The sequence below is a fragment of the Rhodococcus sp. AH-ZY2 genome (assembly GCF_030916465.1).
Classification (GTDB): Bacteria; Actinomycetota; Actinomycetes; order Mycobacteriales; family Mycobacteriaceae; genus Rhodococcus; species Rhodococcus ruber.
In genome coordinates this window covers 663,795-678,401 of record NZ_CP126458.1, presented here as the reverse complement: position 1 = coordinate 678,401, position 14,607 = coordinate 663,795, and the positions used below count along the sequence as shown (strand labels likewise).

Here is a 14,607-nt window from a genome sequence, read left to right as displayed (position 1 = left end):
CACGAGCGCGGGCGCGCTCAGCGACCGCGGAAGACCGGCGCCCGGCGTTCCGAGCGGGCCTGGCGCGCCTCCTGGGCGTCCTCGCTGAGCCACGCCGCGGCGAGCGCGGCCGTCTGCTCGGGCGACGGCTCGTCGCGCGTGCCGTCGTCGTTGAGGAACAGCTTCATCGCGTGCAGCGACAACGGGGCGAGTTCGGCGATCTCGCGTGCCCAGGACTGCGCGGCGACGAGGTCGCCGATCCGGTTGGCCAGACCGCGGTCGACCGCCTCGTGGGCGTCGACCGGTTCGGCGGCGAGCAACACGGCCCGCGCGGGGCCGCCGCCGAGCAGGGAGACCAGCCGCCGGACCGTCCACCGGTCCACCGAGATACCGAGACGCGCCGCCGGAATCGCGAATCGGGCGCCCGGGGCGACGACCCGCAGGTCCGCCGCGAGAGCGAGCTGGGTGCCCGCACCGATCGCGGGGCCGTTGATCGCGGCGATCACCGGGACGGGCGCCTCCTGGATCGCACGGAGCATCTCCCCTAGGCTGTCGAGGAATCCTTCCGCGTAGACGTCGCCCGACAGGTCGGCGCCGGCACAGAAGCTCGAGCCGCGCCCGGTGATCACGACCGCACGCGCACCCCCGTCGAGGGCCTCCTCGAGCCCCTCCCGGACCTGGACGCACAGCTCGGTGTTGAGCGCGTTGCGGCGCTCCTCGCGCCGCAGTTCGAGCGTGACCACGTCGCCGTCACGGCTGATCCCCATCATGTGTGCTTCACCTTTCGTCGACGGCACGCATCATCGCACCCGCCGGGGGCGGGCGCGAGGGCGCTCCGCGTCAGTCCTCGTCCGCGCGCGGCCGGCCGGGCTTGCGGATGCGCCCGGCCTCGCGTGGCATGCGTCCGGCCTCGCTCAGCGCACGACGGAGCAGGAACTCGATCTGGGCGTTGGTGCTGCGCAACTCGTCGGCGGCCCAGCGTGCGAGGGCGTCGTGGACCGCAGGGTCGAGCCGGAGCAGCAGCTTCTTGCGTTCGGCCATCGTGTCGACGACGCGTCAGGCGTAGAGCGATCCGGTGTTGAGCACCGGTTGCGCGCTCTGGTCGCCGCACAGGACCACGAGCAGGTTGCTCACCATCGCGGCCCTGCGCTCCTCGTCGAGTTCGATGGTGTGTTCCTTCTCGAGCTGTTCGAGGGCGGTTGCGACCATGCCGACCGCGCCCTTGACGATCTGCTCACGCGCGGCGATGACCGCACCCGCCTGCTGCCGGCGCAACATGGCCTGCGCGATCTCAGGCGCGTACGCGAGCCGGTTGATCCGGGATTCGACGACCCGCACGCCGGCGGATCCGACCCGCTCGTCGACTTCGGCGGACAGCCTCGTGGTGATCTCGTCGGCGTTCTGCCGCAGCGACAACGTCTCCGGGCCCGCGTCGTACGGGTAGCTGCCGGCGATGTGACGGACGGCCGCCTCGGTCTGCACGGCGACGAACTCCTCGAAGTCGTCGACATCGAACACGGCCCGGGCGGTGTCCTCGACCTGCCACACGATGACCGCCGAGATCTCGATGGGGTTGCCGTCGGCGTCGTTGACCTTCGCGATCCCGGTCTCGTGGTTGCGGATCCGGGTCGAAACCTTGCGGCGGGTGTTGAGCGGGTTCATCCACCGCAACCCGTCCTTCCGGAGGGTGCCCGAGTACGAGCTGCCGAGCAACTGCAGCACCCGCGCCTCGTTGGGCTCGACGAGGACCAGGCCGGCGAGCGCGACGGTGGCCGGGACGACCAGCACCGCGCCGACCACGACGAGCGCGACGTTGTGGTTCAGCGCGCCGAACACGGCGAGCGCCACGGCCGCGATGTCCACGGTGAGCGCGATCGCGAGGACGGACCAGCCGTTGACGGACCTTCCGGGCCGCTCCGTGACGACGGAGGAGGTGGCGGACATGGCGGGACTCCCTTTCCGGAGACTCCAATGAGATATTAAAGTGATATCACATTATCGGCCGGCCGGACAGCGGCGACGGACACGTCGGTGCATCATGCGACGGACACGTCGGTGCATCATGCGACGGACACGTCGGTGCATCATGCGACGGACACGTCGGTGCATCATGAAGACGGACCCACGGAAGGGAGAGCGGTGATGACGACGGACACACCGGCCACCACCGTCGACGTCGTCGTGATCGGCGCGGGTCAGGCCGGGCTGTCCACCGCCTACTTCCTGCGACGATTCGGCATCGAACCGCAGTCCGGGTTCGTCGTCCTGGACCGGTCGTTCGGCCCCGGCGGCGCATGGCAGCAGCGGTGGCCCTCCCTGACACTGAGCACCGTCAACGGAGTGCACGACCTGCCGGGGTGGCCGTTCTCCGAGGCGGTCGACACCACCGCAGGACAGGTCCCGGCCTCCTCCGCGGTGCCCGAGTACTACCGCGCCTACGAGGCGCGCTTTCACCTGCCGGTGCACCGCCCCGTCCAGGTCGGCGTGGTGTGCGACCGCGGCGAGCGCCTGCGGGTGGAGACCGACCACGGGGTGTATTCCGCCCGCGGGCTGGTCAACGCCACCGGCACGTGGGAACACCCCTTCGTGCCCTGGTACCCGGGGGCGATGCGCTTCCGCGGACGACAGCTGCACACCCGGGACTACCGCAGCGCCGACGAGTTCGCCGGCCGGCACGTCCTCGTCGTCGGGGGCGGCATCTCGGCGGTGCAGCTGCTCGACGAGATCTCCCGCGTCACCGACACCACCTGGGTCACCCGCCGCGAACCTGCTTGGCGTGACGAGGATTTCACGCCGGAGCTCGGGCGGTCCGCCGTCGCACTCGTCGAGGACCGGGTCCGGCGGGGCCTGCCGCCCGGATCGGTGGTGTCGGTGACCGGTCTGCCGGTCACGCCCGCGATCCGCGCGGCGCGTGAACGCGGCGCACTCGACCGCCTCCCGATGTTCGACGAGATCACCGAGACCGGCGTCCGATGGTCCGACGGCACCACGCTCGACGTGGACGTCATCCTCTGGTGCACCGGTTTTCGCAGTTCCCTCGACCACCTCGCCCCCCTCGGCCTGCGCAATCCCGGCGGCGGCATCACCATGACGGGCAAGCTGGCGACGCAGGTCGCCGCGGACCCGCGGATCCATCTCGTCGGATACGGGCCCTCGGCGTCGACCATCGGCGCGAACCGCGCCGGTCGCGCCGCCGCCCGCGAACTCGTCGACCACCTCGCGGCCACCGCGCCGGGGCCGTGATCCGCCGCCTCGGCGCCGTTCTGGCGATGGTGGCCGCCGGCCTGGTGCTCACCGCACCGGCGACGGTCGAGATCGCTGTGCCGCCACCACCGCCCGCGGCGCCCGCTCTGCCGATCGTGCCGCCGACGGCGGAGGAGGTTTCGGCACGGATCGCTCCGGCCGTCGTCACCCTCACCGCGAACCGCGGCTGGCGCGGCATCTCGGGCACCGGCATCGTCCTCACGGCCGACGGCACGGTGCTCACCAACCACCATGTCGTCACCGGAGCCACCGACATCAGCGCGGTGAGCCCCCACACCGGCGCGAGCTACGACGTCGCGGTGCTCGGCTACGACTCCACCCTCGACATCGCCGTACTGCAACTCGGCTCCGCCGCCGGTCTGCCCGTCGCGGCCGTGACCGAGACGCCCCTTCCCCAACCGGGCTCGCCCGTGACGGCCTTCGGCAACGCGGACGGCGGCGGCGTCGTCGTGCCGGCACCCGGCACGATCGTCGCCGTCGACAAGACGGTGTCGGTGCGCGACTCGATGGACGGATCGCTACGTCGGTTGCGCGGAATGCTGCAGGTCAGCGCGGCGATCCGGCCCGGAGACTCCGGTGGTCCGCTCGTCGACGCGTTCGGCACCGTCGTGGGGGTCAACACCGCCGGGGCGGTCGAACCGGACCCGGCCGCCGTCCCCGATCCACCCGAGGCGTACGCAGTGCCCATCGGAACCGCCCTCGACGTGGTGGACCAGGTCCGTACCGGGACGAGCGCGGGGACGGTGCACGTCGGCCCGACCCCGCTGCTCGGCGTGAGCGTCACCACCGACCGGACCGGCAACGAGGAAACGGGCGCCGAAGTGCTGTGGGTCGGCTACGGCACCCCCGCCGCCGGCACCGGCCTCGAGATCGGCGACGTCATCGTCGCGTTCGACGGGCGCCCCGTCTCGACCACGGTGGACCTCGAGGACATGCTGATGGCGCGCCGTCCGGGCGACAGCGTGGAGATCGGCTGGCTCGACGTCACCGGCCGGCACCGCACCGCCCGCGTCGTCCTGGACGTCGGCCCGCCGCGCTGACCCCCGAACCCCTTTGGCCGAATGTCACATTCAGTCGATCACATCGACCGGATGTGACATTCGGCCCACGGGCAGCTCAGGCGAACCGGTGCGTGGTCTGGCCGAACGGGCCCTTGGCGAAGACGAGCACCTTGCTCGGCACGACGCGGAAGACCCAGCCCGGATCGTCCACCGGACCGACGGCGTCACCGTGGACCTCGAAACGCCACTGCTGGCCGTACTTGACGTAGTACGCCTCGGCGACGGCGTGTAGCGCGTCGCCGTCGGTGACCCGGTGGGCGCGGCCCTCGACGACGACGTCCGTGCCGGCCGCCCAGGTCGCGACACCCGTGGTGACCGCGACGGCATCGTTGTGCCGCAGGTTGTGGGTCTTCTGCTCACCCGGACCCGTGCAGAAGACGAATCCGCCCGCATGCCACAGTCCGATCAGCGGCGTCACATGCGGGACGCCGTCGCGCCGGACCGTGCTGAGCCAGTACAGCTGTGCGGACTCGAGCAGCTCCTCGGTGTCGGACCACGGCAGGGGCGGCTCCCCGTCGTCCCCGAAACGCGCATCGACGGTGGTGGTGACCGGTGTACTCACGACGACTCCTCTCCCGGCTCCGGCCGGAGCCCGTATCGATACGGACCGGCCAGACCGGGAGAACTCATCGTGCAGGCCGCACGTGCAGGCCGAACGCGGTGACCGAATGTCACATTGCGTCGATCAGATCGAACGCGTGTCACATTCGGTCACCACCACCGCCGCCGCCGCCGATCAGGAGAACGTGCTGGGGTCGCCGCCGATGCGGCCGCTGTCGTCGTGCAGCCCGCGGATCCGGTCGAGGTCGTCCGCGGTCAGCTCGAAGCCGAAGACGTCGAAGTTGCTCGCGATGCGCTCGGGGGTGACGGACTTGGGGATGACGATGTTGCCGAGCTGGATGTGCCAGCGCAGGATCACCTGCGCGACGCTGCGGCCGTGAGCCTGCGCGATCGAGGTCAGCGTGGGGTCGTCGAGCACGGTGCCCTGGCCGAGGGGACTCCACGCCTCCGTGGCGATGCCCTTGCCGGTGTGGTAGGCCCGCAGCTCGGCCTGGTCGAACCGCGGATGCAGCTCGATCTGGTTGACGGCCGGGACCTCGCCGACGGTGTCGATCAGCCGGTCGAGGTCCTCGATCCGGAAGTTGGAGACACCGATCGAACGGGCCCGGCCTTCGGCCTTGATCTTCTGGAAGGCGCGGAAGGTGTCGATGTAGCGGTCCTGGCCCGGTGCCGGCCAGTGGATCAGGTACAGGTCGACGTAGTCGAGGCCGAGCCGAGCGAGGCTCGTGTCGAAGGCGCGCAGCGTCGAGTCGTAGCCCTGGTCGCTGTTCCACAGCTTGGTGGTGACGAACAGCTCGTCGCGGGGGACGCCCGAGTCGCGCAGCGCGCGGCCCGTGCCCGCCTCGTTGCCGTAGATCGCCGCGGTGTCGATGCTGCGGTAGCCCACCCGCAGCGCCTCGGTCACCGCGTCGTAGCTCTGCTCGTCCTCGACCTGCCACAGGCCGAAGCCGAGCTGCGGAATCGTGTTGCCGTCGTTGAGGGTGATCGTGGGAACGGTCATGATCGACGCAACCGGATCCGGCCGCCCGGTGTTCCCCGCATCCCACCATCCGGAAACCCCGCGGCGGGCGTGGGGATAATCGAGAGGTGACTGCAACACTGCGCATCAGCGGCCTGTCCGCCTCCCGGGGCGAACGCACCCTGTTCACCGACCTGAACCTGACCGTCGCGCCCGGCGACGTGATCGGTCTGGTCGGCGCGAACGGCGCAGGCAAGTCCACCCTGCTCGCGACGCTCGCCGGGGTCGGCACCGCCGACGTCACCGGCACGGTCGCGTTCGGTCCGCCCGACGCCACGGTCGGGTATCTCGCCCAGGAACCCGAGCGCGTCCCGGGCGAGACGATCCTCGGCTTCCTCGGCCGTCGAACGGGTGTCACCGCGGCCGAGCACGCGATGAACGCGGCGGCCGAGGCGCTGGGGAGCACCGACGTCGACGACTACACCCCCGCCCTGGAGCGGTGGCTCGCGCTCGGCGGCGCGGATCTCGCCGAACGCGCCGAGAAGGTCGTCGCCGACCTGGGCCTCGACGTCGGGCTGGACGCGCCCATGACGGGGCTGTCGGGAGGGCAGGCGGCGCGGGCCGGGCTGGCGGCCCTGCTGCTCTCGCGGTACGACGTGCTGCTGCTCGACGAGCCCACCAACGACCTCGATCTGGCCGGGCTCGATCAGCTCGAGCGGTTCGTCGCCGAGACCCGCACCGCGCTGATGGTGATCAGCCACGATCGCGAGTTCCTGGCCCGCACGGTCACCGGGATCGTCGAACTGGATCCGGTCCAGCAACAGATCGCGGTGTACGACGGCGGCTACGAGGCGTACCTGGTCGAGCGGGAGGTGGCACGGCGGCACGCCCGCGAGACGTACGAGGAGTACGCGGACACCAAGCAGGAGCTCGAGGATCGCGCCCGGATGCAACGCAACTGGCTCGAGCACGGGGTTCGCAACGCCCGGCGCAAGTCCAAGGACAACGACAAGGTCGGCAGGAAGTTCCGCGCCGAGGCCACCGAGAAGCAGGCGGCGAAGGCGCGGCAGACGCAGCGCCGCATCGAGCGCCTCGACGTGGTCGAGGAACCGCGCAAGGAGTGGGAGCTGCGCATGTCGATCGCCGCGGCACCGCGCAGCGGCACGGTGGTGGCCACCCTCGACGGCGCCTGCGTCGACCGCGGCGACTTCGTGCTCGGGCCCGTCACCACGCAGTTGCAGTGGGGCGACCGGATCGTTCTCACCGGCCCGAACGGCGCCGGGAAGACGACCCTGCTACGCACGCTGCTGGGCCGCATCCGCCCCGACGCCGGCACCGCGACCCTCGGGTCGGGCGTGAAGATCGGCGAGGTCGACCAGGCACGCGCGCTGTTCGAGGGCGACGAGCCGCTCGTCGACGCGTTCGCCGCGCAGGTGCCGGACTGGCCGGACGCGGACGTGCGGACGCTGCTCGCCAAGTTCGGGCTCAGGGGTCACCACGTGCTGCGGTCCGCGTCGTCCCTGTCGCCGGGGGAACGCACCCGGGCCGGACTCGCCCTGCTCCAAGCCCGTGGGGTGAACCTGCTGGTGCTCGACGAACCGACGAACCATCTGGACCTGCCTGCGATCGAGCAGCTCGAGCAGGCCGTCGACAGCTTCGAGGGCACGCTGATGCTGGTCACCCACGACCGCCGGATGCTCGCGACCACCCGTTCGACCCGCCGATGGCACCTCGACGGCGGGCGGCTGACGGAGGAACCGGCATGACGCCGGGCAGTGTGCGGGTGGACAGCTGGACCTGGGCGGTACGCCTGTTCAAGACGCGATCCGCGGCTGCGGCCGCGTGCCGGGGCGGGCACGTACGGGTCAACGACACCCCCGCGAAGCCGTCGCAGGCGGTGAAGGTCGGCGACGAGGTGCGGGTGCGGGTCGCCGGGGCGGAACGGATCGTGCGGGTGACGCAGCTGCTCACCAAGCGGGTGGGTGCACCGATCGCAGCACAGGCCTACGAGGACCACAGTCCCCCACCCCCGCCCAAGGAGATCCTCGCCTCCCTCCCGCGCCGCGACCGCGGCACGGGCCGGCCCACCAAGCGGGACCGGCGCGAGATCGACCGGCTCCGCGGGCTGCTCGAGTAGCCTCATCCGTCTCGGACATCACGAACATACCGAGGGTTGTCGATGTCCGTTTCGCGCACTCTGCGGCAACTTCCACTTGACGAAACGTTGGGTTTTTACAACAATTCGTTGCATGAGCCCGGTACGTCGGGGGGAAACCCTGCCGATCCACAACCGCATCCGCGTCCTGCGCGCGGAACGCGGAATGAGCCGCGCGCAACTCGCGGAACTCGTCGAGGTCAATCCCCAGACCGTCGGCGCCCTCGAACGCGGCGACCACTACCCGAGCCTCGACCTCGCCTTCCGCATCTGCGACGTCTTCGGCCTCCCGGTCGAAGCCGTGTTCTCCCGCACCGAGTTCGGGCCGCTGTCCACCGAGGTGTACCGAATCCGCACCGCAACCGAAGGACGTGACGCACAGTGACCGAGATGCCCGTCCACGATGCCACTCTCCTCGAACGGTACGAGGCCTACCGCACCCGGCGCTTCCTGAGGAACGAGGAGAAGTTCCGGAACATGTTGCCGCGCTGGCGCACTCGACGACGCCGTCGCATCCTCGTCGTGGCCCTCGCCGCCACGTTCGTCCTCATGTTCACCGTGGGCGTGCTGTGCCACTTCTTCGAACGGGGACCACTGCTGTGGCTGCCGGCGTGCCTGGCGTTCTTCCCCCTGTGGATCTCACTGCAGATCGTCTCCGGCAGGCAGGGCGACGCCCCGCGCGCGGCACTCGACGAACGAGAGATCCAGGAACGCAACAGTGCTCGCTCGATCGCCCTGACCGTGACCCAGTCGCTGGTGATGATTCCGGTGCTCTATCTCGTCGTCGGCAGCGTACAGACCGACGGCATGCATCCCAGGATGGCCTATGCGGGCGGGCTCATGACGCTGACCGCGACGCTGATCGGCGGGTGCCTGCCCGCGATGATCCTCGCCTGGAACAGTCCCGATCCCGACGAAACCGACTGACGCAGAGAACGACCCGAGGAAGACGGAGGAAACGTGACGCTCACGATCAACGGTGTCTCGAAACGATACGGCGACGTCGTCGCACTCGACGACGTCACCTTCGATGTGCGACCCGGGGAGTTGTTCGGCTTCGTCGGCAGCAACGGCGCCGGGAAGACCACCACCATGCGGATCGTCCTCGGTGTCCTCGCCGCCGACTCCGGCGAGGTGCGGCTCGGCGGCCGGCCCGTCGACCTCGACGTGCGCCGCACCATCGGGTACATGCCGGAGGAACGCGGGCTGTACCCGAAGATGAAGGTCGGAGCGCAACTGTCGTACCTTGCTCGCCTGCACGGACTGTCACGATCCGAGGCCGACGCCGCCGTCGCACGATGGACGGGCCGGCTGGGCATCGCCGAGCGCGTGGACGACGCCGTCGACGCGCTCTCCCTCGGCAACCAGCAGCGGGTCCAGCTCGCGGCCGCCCTGGTGCACGATCCGAAGGTGCTGGTCCTCGACGAGCCGTTCTCGGGCCTGGACCCCGTCGCCGTCGACGTCATGAGCGACGTGCTGATCGAGAAGGCCGAAACCGGAGTGCCGGTGATCTTCTCGAGCCACCAACTCGACCTCGTGCAGCGGCTCTGCCACCGGGTCGGGATCATCTCCAAGGGAACGATGCGCGCCGTCGGCACCGTCGACGAGCTGCGCGGCCACGGCGCGGCCCGGCTCGAGGTGCACGCCCCGCACGCCCCCGAGGGCTGGGCCGCCGACCTGCCCGGCGTCACCACCGTCGCCCACGGCGGTGGCCGCACCGTTCTGCTGCTCGGGAAGGGCGCCGACGACCAGCAGATCCTCCGGGCCGCCCTCGCCACCGGTCCCGTGCACGAATTCTCCGTCCATCGCCCGACGCTGACCGACCTGTTCCGAGAGGTGGTGGCCGCGTGAGCGCCCCGCTGAGTCCCGTCCACGCCGTGGCCCTGGTGGCCCGCCGCGAGTTCCTCACCCAGGTCCGCAAGAAGAGCTTCCTGATCAGCAACGCGATCGTCCTGCTCGCCATCGTCGGCGGCATCGTCGCCGTGTCGCTGTTCGCCGGCGACGACGAAGCCGCCACCGTCGGCGTCGTCGGCGACCCGGCGCTCGGCGCAACGATCAGCGCGATCGGGGACGCCACCGGCAGCTCCGTCGACGTCTCCGAGGTCCCCGACGCCGGGGACGGTCGCGACCGGGTGCGCGACGGCGAACTCGACGTCGCGCTGATCCCGGGCCCGGGAGGTTCGGTCACGGCCGTCGCCGAATCGGAGATCGATCCGGCCCTGCGCGCGACGATCGACACGGCCGTCGCGCAGCAGGCCCAGGTCGACGCCCTCACCGCGCGCGGCGTCGACCCGTCGGCGCTGGCGGCGGACACCGCCCGCGCCACCGTGACCGTCGAAGCGCTCGATCCCCCGGACCCGGAGCAGGGGCAGCGCACCACCCTGGCGATCGCCGCGGTCGTGCTGCTGTACATGCAGATCATGATGTTCGGCATGTACGTGGCGATGGGCGTGGTCGAGGAGAAGTCGTCGCGCGTGGTGGAACTGCTGCTGTCGACGCTGCGCCCGCTGCAGCTGCTGTGGGGCAAGATCGTCGGCATCGGCGCCGTGGGGCTGCTGCAACTCACCGCATACGGAGTGGCCGGGGTCGGTGCCGGTCTCGCGACCGGGACGCTCACCGTGACCGGCACGGCCCTGGGCACGCTCGCCGGCACCCTGGGCTGGTTCGTCCTCGGGTTCGCGTTCTTCGCGGTCCTCTACGCCGCTGCCGGGTCGATGGTGTCCCGGCAGGAGGACGTGAACGCCACGGCGTCGCCGCTGATGGTGCTCATCGTCGCGATGTTCTTCGCGGCCTTCTCCTCGGTCGACGACCCCGAGTCGACGTGGAGCACCGTGCTGAGCTGGATCCCGCCGTTCTCGGCGATCCTGATGCCGCTGCGCATCGCTGCCGGCGTGGCGACACCGCTGCAGATCGTCGGCACCATCGTGCTGATGCTGCTCGTGACCGCCGCCCTGAGCGTGCTCGGGGCGCGGATCTACCGCCGGTCCATCCTGCGCATCGGCCGCGTCGTCACGTGGAAGGAAGCCGTGGGCGCGTAGTGGCGGTGTGTCCTTCGGGAGGCGGGAGGCGCCCGAAGGACACACCGCTAGGGTCGTGCCATGGCCCCCAGGATCTCGGCGCAGGAGTTCATCGACAGCGTGCTCGACGCAGGCAGCTTCCACTCCTGGGACACCGCCCCCGTCGACGTGCACCCCGACGAGCAGTACCGTGCGGAGCTCGAGGCCGCGGCGGCGAAGTCCGGGGTGGACGAGTCCGTGATCACCGGCGTCGGAACCGTGCACGGCCGGCGCATCGCGGTGATCGCCTGCGAGTTCGCCTTTCTCGCCGGATCGATCGGGGTGGCGGCGGCCGAGCGCATCGTCCTCGCCGTGGAACGCGCCACGCGGGAGAAGCTGCCGCTGCTCGCCTCCCCCACGTCCGGCGGCACCCGGATGCAGGAGGGCACCCTCGCGTTCGTGCAGATGGTCAAGATCGCAGCGGCCGTCACCGCCCACAAGGCCGCGCACCTCGGCTATCTCGTGTACCTGCGCAACCCCACCACCGGCGGGGTGTTCGCCTCGTGGGGTTCGCTCGGGCACGTCACCGCCGCGGAACCCGGTGCCCTCGTCGGCTTCCTGGGACCTCGCGTCTATCAGGCGCTCTACCACGAGGACTTCCCGGAGGGCGTGCAGACCGCCGAGAACCTGTCCCAGAAGGGCGTGATCGACGGGGTGGTGCCCCTCGCCGCGGTCCGCCAGCTCGTGCACCGGATGCTCCGCGTGCTCACCGAGCCGACGACCGTCGACGCGTCGGCGGGTCCCGCGGTCACCTCCGCCGCCGCCGTGCCCGACGTTCCGGCGTGGCAGTCGGTGATGCTCTCCCGCCGGCGGGATCGTCCCGGCATCCGGCAGTTGCTGCGGCATGCGGCATCCGCGCAGGTTCCGCTGTCGGGCACCGGGCAGGGCGAGTCCGACCGCACCGTGCTGGTCTCGCTCGCCCGGTTCCGCGGCGCGTCGTGCGTGCTGTTCGGTCAGGACCGCAGCGGCCAGTCCGCGGCCCGGACGATGGGTCCGGGCGCGCTGCGTGAGGCGCGGCGCGCGATGCGGCTGGCCGACGAGCTCCGCCTTCCGCTGGTGCTGGTGATCGACACGCTCGGAGCCTCGTTGTCGAAGGAGGCAGAGGAGCGCGGACTCGCGCCGGAGATCGCCCGCTGCCTGGCCGACCTGGTGACTCTGCCGACCCCTACGGTGTCGGTGCTCCTCGGACAGGGCACCGGCGGCGGCGCCCTGGCGCTGCTGCCCGCCGACCGGGTGCTGTGCGCCCAGAACGGCTGGCTCGCCCCGCTGCCGCCCGAAGGCGCCAGCGCGATCGTGCACCGCGACACCGCGCACGCCCCGCAGATGGCAGCGGCCCAGGGCATCCGCTCCCGGGATCTGCTGCGCGACGGTGTCGTCGACGGTGTGATCCCCGAGTTCCCCGACGCCGCGGAGGAGCCCACCGAGTTCGCCAAACGCGTCGGGGCCGCCGTCGCCCGCGAACTCGGCGTGCTGGTCGGTCAGGACGCGACGCTGCGGTACCTGCGGCGGCTCGAGCGCTACCGGAAGCTGGGCCTGCCCCGGTAGCTGCCACCCCGCTCACCGACGCCGAGGCGCCGCCCGGCGCACCGGCCGAACGGGCAGTGCCTTCCGGCGGGGAATCTCGAATAGGGTGGTCGGCGTCACAAGCTGTGGTCAGAGAGGATGCGAATCGATGAGCTCGTACGCGGAGGCCTTCCGGCAGAGCGTGGAGGATCCCGAGGGATTCTGGCTCGAGGCGGCCCGCGCCGTGGACTGGGTGGCCGCGCCGACGCGGGCCCTCGACGGCTCGCAGGCACCGTCGTTCCGCTGGTTCCCCGACGCCACGCTCAACACCAGCTTCAACGCCCTCGACCGGCACGTGCAGGCCGGGCACGGCGACCGGCCCGCTCTGATCTGGGATTCGGCGATGGTCCCCGCCAAGCACACCTACACCTACGCCGAGCTGCTGGACGAGGTCGCGGCATTCGCCGGGGTGCTGCGCGATCAGGGCGTCGTCGCCGGGGATCGCGTCGTGATCTACATGCCGATGATCCCGGAGGCGGCGATCGCGATGCTCGCGTGCGCCCGCATCGGCGCCGTGCACTCGGTGGTGTTCGGCGGGTTCGCCGCCAAGGAGCTCGCCACCCGCATCGACGACGCCCGGCCCGTTCTGCTCGTCACCGCCTCCGGCGGACTCGAACCGGGTCGCACCGTCGAATACCTGCCGATGGTCGACCAGGCGCTGTCGCTGTCGCAGACCCCGCCGCACACCGTGATCGTCAAGAACCGGGAGATGATCCCGGGCACGGCGGCCGACTACAAGACCTCCCTGGCCACGTGGTTCGACTGGGACGAGCTCGTCGCCGACGCGGCCCCCGCCGAACCGGTGACCGTCGCCGCCACCGACCCGCTGTACATCCTCTACACCTCCGGCACCACGGGGAAGCCGAAGGGCGTGGTGCGCGACAACGGCGGGCACGCGGTGGCCCTGACCTGGTCGATGCGCAACATCTACGACATCTCCCCCGGCGACGTGTGGTGGACGGCCTCCGACGTGGGCTGGGTCGTCGGCCACTCGTACATCGTCTACGGCCCGCTGCTGATCGGCGCGACCACCGTGATGTACGAGGGCAAACCGGTGGGCACGCCGGATGCCGGTGCGTTCTGGCGGATCATCAACGAGAACGACGTCGTCGCGTTGTTCACCGCCCCCACCGCGATCCGCGCGGTCCGCAAGGCGGACCCCGAGGCGAAGGAGCTGGAGAACTACGACATCTCCTCCCTGCGGACGCTGTTCGCGGCGGGCGAGCGGCTCGACCCGGACACCTACGAGTGGGCGACGAAGGTGCTCGACCGGCCCGTCGTCGATCACTGGTGGCAGACCGAGACCGGATGGGCGATCGCGGCGAACCTGCGCGGACTCGAGCCCCTGCCGATCAAGGCCGGCTCGCCGACGGTGCCGGTGCCCGGCTACCGCCTCGACATCGTCGACGCGGAGGGTAAGCCGGTCGGACCGAACACCGAGGGCAACATCGTGATCGCGCTGCCGCTGCCGCCGGGCACCCTGACCGGACTGTGGCAGGACGAGGACCGCTACCGGCGCTCGTACCTGGAGACGTTCCCGGGCTACTACCTCACCGGCGATTCCGGCTACGTCGACGAGGACGGCTACGTGTTCGTCCTGGGCAGGTCGGACGACGTCATCAACGTCGCCGGTCACCGCCTGTCGACCGGAAGCATGGAGGCCGTCGTCGCGTCGCATCCGGCCGTCGCCGAGTGCGCGGTCGTCGGCATCCGCGACGAGCTCAAGGGTCAGCGGCCGTCCGGTTACGTGGTGCTCAAGTCCGGTGTCGAGATCGATCCGGAGACGCTGCGGCAGGAACTCGTGGCGATGGTGCGCGAGCAGATCGGCGCGGTGGCGACGTTCCGGGACGTCACCGTGGTGCAGGCCCTGCCGAAGACCCGCTCCGGCAAGATCCTCCGCAAGACGATGCGGCAGATCGCCGACCACGAGCAGTACACGGTGCCGTCGACGATCGAAGACCCGTCGGTGCTCGAGGCGCTCGAGCAGCAACTGCGCGGATAACCGCTCGC

At 70.8% G+C, this 14,607-nt stretch carries 15 protein-coding genes; 10 read left to right on the top strand and 5 right to left on the bottom strand.

All coding sequences use genetic code 11. From position 1 onward, the window contains the following. Positions 1–17: 17 nt before the first annotated feature. The 3 genes from QNA09_RS04120 to QNA09_RS04110 form a co-directional block, all read right to left on the bottom strand. Positions 18–749 carry an enoyl-CoA hydratase gene (locus tag QNA09_RS04120; RefSeq protein ID WP_010593111.1) on the bottom strand — a complete coding sequence of 244 codons (732 nt, stop codon included), beginning with the start codon at positions 747–749 and terminating at the stop codon, positions 18–20. 70 nt (positions 750–819) lie between these two features. Then, positions 820–1,020: a hypothetical protein gene (locus QNA09_RS04115; protein WP_003936370.1), complete on the bottom strand. Its 201-nt coding sequence runs from the start codon at positions 1,018–1,020 to the stop codon at positions 820–822. A gap of 15 nt (positions 1,021–1,035) precedes the next feature. After that, positions 1,036–1,923 (bottom strand): SPFH domain-containing protein, encoded by an 888-nt coding sequence (locus QNA09_RS04110; protein WP_010593112.1) that lies wholly within the window; start codon positions 1,921–1,923, stop codon positions 1,036–1,038. A 198-nt stretch (positions 1,924–2,121) separates the two neighbouring features. On the opposite strand from QNA09_RS04110, the gene QNA09_RS04105 reads away from it, so the two are divergent. Together QNA09_RS04105 and QNA09_RS04100 are read left to right on the top strand one after the other, a co-directional pair. Next, positions 2,122–3,222 carry an NAD(P)-binding domain-containing protein gene (locus QNA09_RS04105; protein WP_017679391.1) on the top strand — a complete coding sequence of 367 codons (1,101 nt, stop codon included), beginning with the start codon at positions 2,122–2,124 and terminating at the stop codon, positions 3,220–3,222. Continuing rightward, on the top strand, positions 3,219–4,283 hold the full coding sequence (locus QNA09_RS04100; RefSeq protein WP_017679390.1) for a S1C family serine protease: 1,065 nt from the start codon (positions 3,219–3,221) through the stop codon (positions 4,281–4,283). The genes QNA09_RS04105 and QNA09_RS04100 overlap by 4 nt, the downstream gene beginning before the upstream one ends. 76 nt (positions 4,284–4,359) lie before the next feature. On the opposite strand, the gene QNA09_RS04095 is transcribed toward QNA09_RS04100, so the two are convergent. After that, positions 4,360–4,866, bottom strand: a complete 507-nt coding sequence (locus QNA09_RS04095) for a pyridoxamine 5'-phosphate oxidase family protein (protein ID WP_010593115.1) — start codon at positions 4,864–4,866, stop codon at positions 4,360–4,362. A gap of 174 nt (positions 4,867–5,040) precedes the next feature. Further along, a complete protein-coding gene (locus tag QNA09_RS04090; protein ID WP_010593116.1) occupies positions 5,041–5,865 on the bottom strand; it encodes an aldo/keto reductase in 825 nt (274 codons plus the stop codon). A gap of 86 nt (positions 5,866–5,951) precedes the next feature. Here QNA09_RS04090 and QNA09_RS04085 point away from each other — a divergent pair, with 86 nt between their 5' ends. The 8 genes from QNA09_RS04085 to QNA09_RS04050 all read left to right on the top strand — a co-directional run bounded on the left by QNA09_RS04085 (position 5,952) and on the right by QNA09_RS04050 (position 14,599). Continuing rightward, positions 5,952–7,589, top strand: a complete 1,638-nt coding sequence (locus QNA09_RS04085) for an ABC-F family ATP-binding cassette domain-containing protein (RefSeq protein WP_040274299.1) — start codon at positions 5,952–5,954, stop codon at positions 7,587–7,589. Beyond that, positions 7,586–7,960: an RNA-binding S4 domain-containing protein gene (locus tag QNA09_RS04080; RefSeq protein WP_010593118.1), complete on the top strand. Its 375-nt coding sequence runs from the start codon at positions 7,586–7,588 to the stop codon at positions 7,958–7,960. The genes QNA09_RS04085 and QNA09_RS04080 overlap by 4 nt, the downstream gene beginning before the upstream one ends. Before the next feature lie 112 nt (positions 7,961–8,072). Beyond that, positions 8,073–8,363 carry a helix-turn-helix transcriptional regulator gene (locus QNA09_RS04075; protein ID WP_010593119.1) on the top strand — a complete coding sequence of 97 codons (291 nt, stop codon included), beginning with the start codon at positions 8,073–8,075 and terminating at the stop codon, positions 8,361–8,363. After that, positions 8,360–8,905: a hypothetical protein gene (locus QNA09_RS04070; protein ID WP_017679388.1), complete on the top strand. Its 546-nt coding sequence runs from the start codon at positions 8,360–8,362 to the stop codon at positions 8,903–8,905. The genes QNA09_RS04075 and QNA09_RS04070 overlap by 4 nt, the downstream gene beginning before the upstream one ends. Before the next feature lie 33 nt (positions 8,906–8,938). Next, positions 8,939–9,829: an ABC transporter ATP-binding protein gene (locus QNA09_RS04065; protein ID WP_010593121.1), complete on the top strand. Its 891-nt coding sequence runs from the start codon at positions 8,939–8,941 to the stop codon at positions 9,827–9,829. Beyond that, positions 9,826–11,016 (top strand): ABC transporter permease, encoded by a 1,191-nt coding sequence (locus QNA09_RS04060; protein WP_010593122.1) that lies wholly within the window; start codon positions 9,826–9,828, stop codon positions 11,014–11,016. The genes QNA09_RS04065 and QNA09_RS04060 overlap by 4 nt, the downstream gene beginning before the upstream one ends. A 60-nt stretch (positions 11,017–11,076) precedes the next feature. Next, the gene (locus QNA09_RS04055; protein ID WP_119699485.1) at positions 11,077–12,579 is read left to right on the top strand and encodes a carboxyl transferase domain-containing protein; all 1,503 of its coding nucleotides are present in this window, start codon (positions 11,077–11,079) and stop codon (positions 12,577–12,579) included. A gap of 127 nt (positions 12,580–12,706) precedes the next feature. After that, on the top strand, positions 12,707–14,599 hold the full coding sequence (locus QNA09_RS04050; protein ID WP_010593124.1) for a propionyl-CoA synthetase: 1,893 nt from the start codon (positions 12,707–12,709) through the stop codon (positions 14,597–14,599). Positions 14,600–14,607 lie beyond the last annotated feature (8 nt).

What these genes read in the sequence shown, in the direction of transcription:
- QNA09_RS04050 (WP_010593124.1), top strand. Translation starts at nt 12,707, where the DNA reads ATGAGCTCGTACGCGGAGGCCTTCCGGCAGAGCGTGGAGGATCCCGAG.
- QNA09_RS04090 (WP_010593116.1), bottom strand. Translation starts at nt 5,865, where the DNA reads ATGACCGTTCCCACGATCACCCTCAACGACGGCAACACGATTCCGCAG.
- QNA09_RS04115 (WP_003936370.1), bottom strand. Translation starts at nt 1,020, where the DNA reads ATGGCCGAACGCAAGAAGCTGCTGCTCCGGCTCGACCCTGCGGTCCAC.
- QNA09_RS04075 (WP_010593119.1), top strand. Translation starts at nt 8,073, where the DNA reads ATGAGCCCGGTACGTCGGGGGGAAACCCTGCCGATCCACAACCGCATC.
- QNA09_RS04105 (WP_017679391.1), top strand. Translation starts at nt 2,122, where the DNA reads ATGACGACGGACACACCGGCCACCACCGTCGACGTCGTCGTGATCGGC.
- QNA09_RS04110 (WP_010593112.1), bottom strand. Translation starts at nt 1,923, where the DNA reads ATGTCCGCCACCTCCTCCGTCGTCACGGAGCGGCCCGGAAGGTCCGTC.
- QNA09_RS04080 (WP_010593118.1), top strand. Translation starts at nt 7,586, where the DNA reads ATGACGCCGGGCAGTGTGCGGGTGGACAGCTGGACCTGGGCGGTACGC.
- QNA09_RS04120 (WP_010593111.1), bottom strand. Translation starts at nt 749, where the DNA reads ATGATGGGGATCAGCCGTGACGGCGACGTGGTCACGCTCGAACTGCGG.
- QNA09_RS04055 (WP_119699485.1), top strand. Translation starts at nt 11,077, where the DNA reads ATGGCCCCCAGGATCTCGGCGCAGGAGTTCATCGACAGCGTGCTCGAC.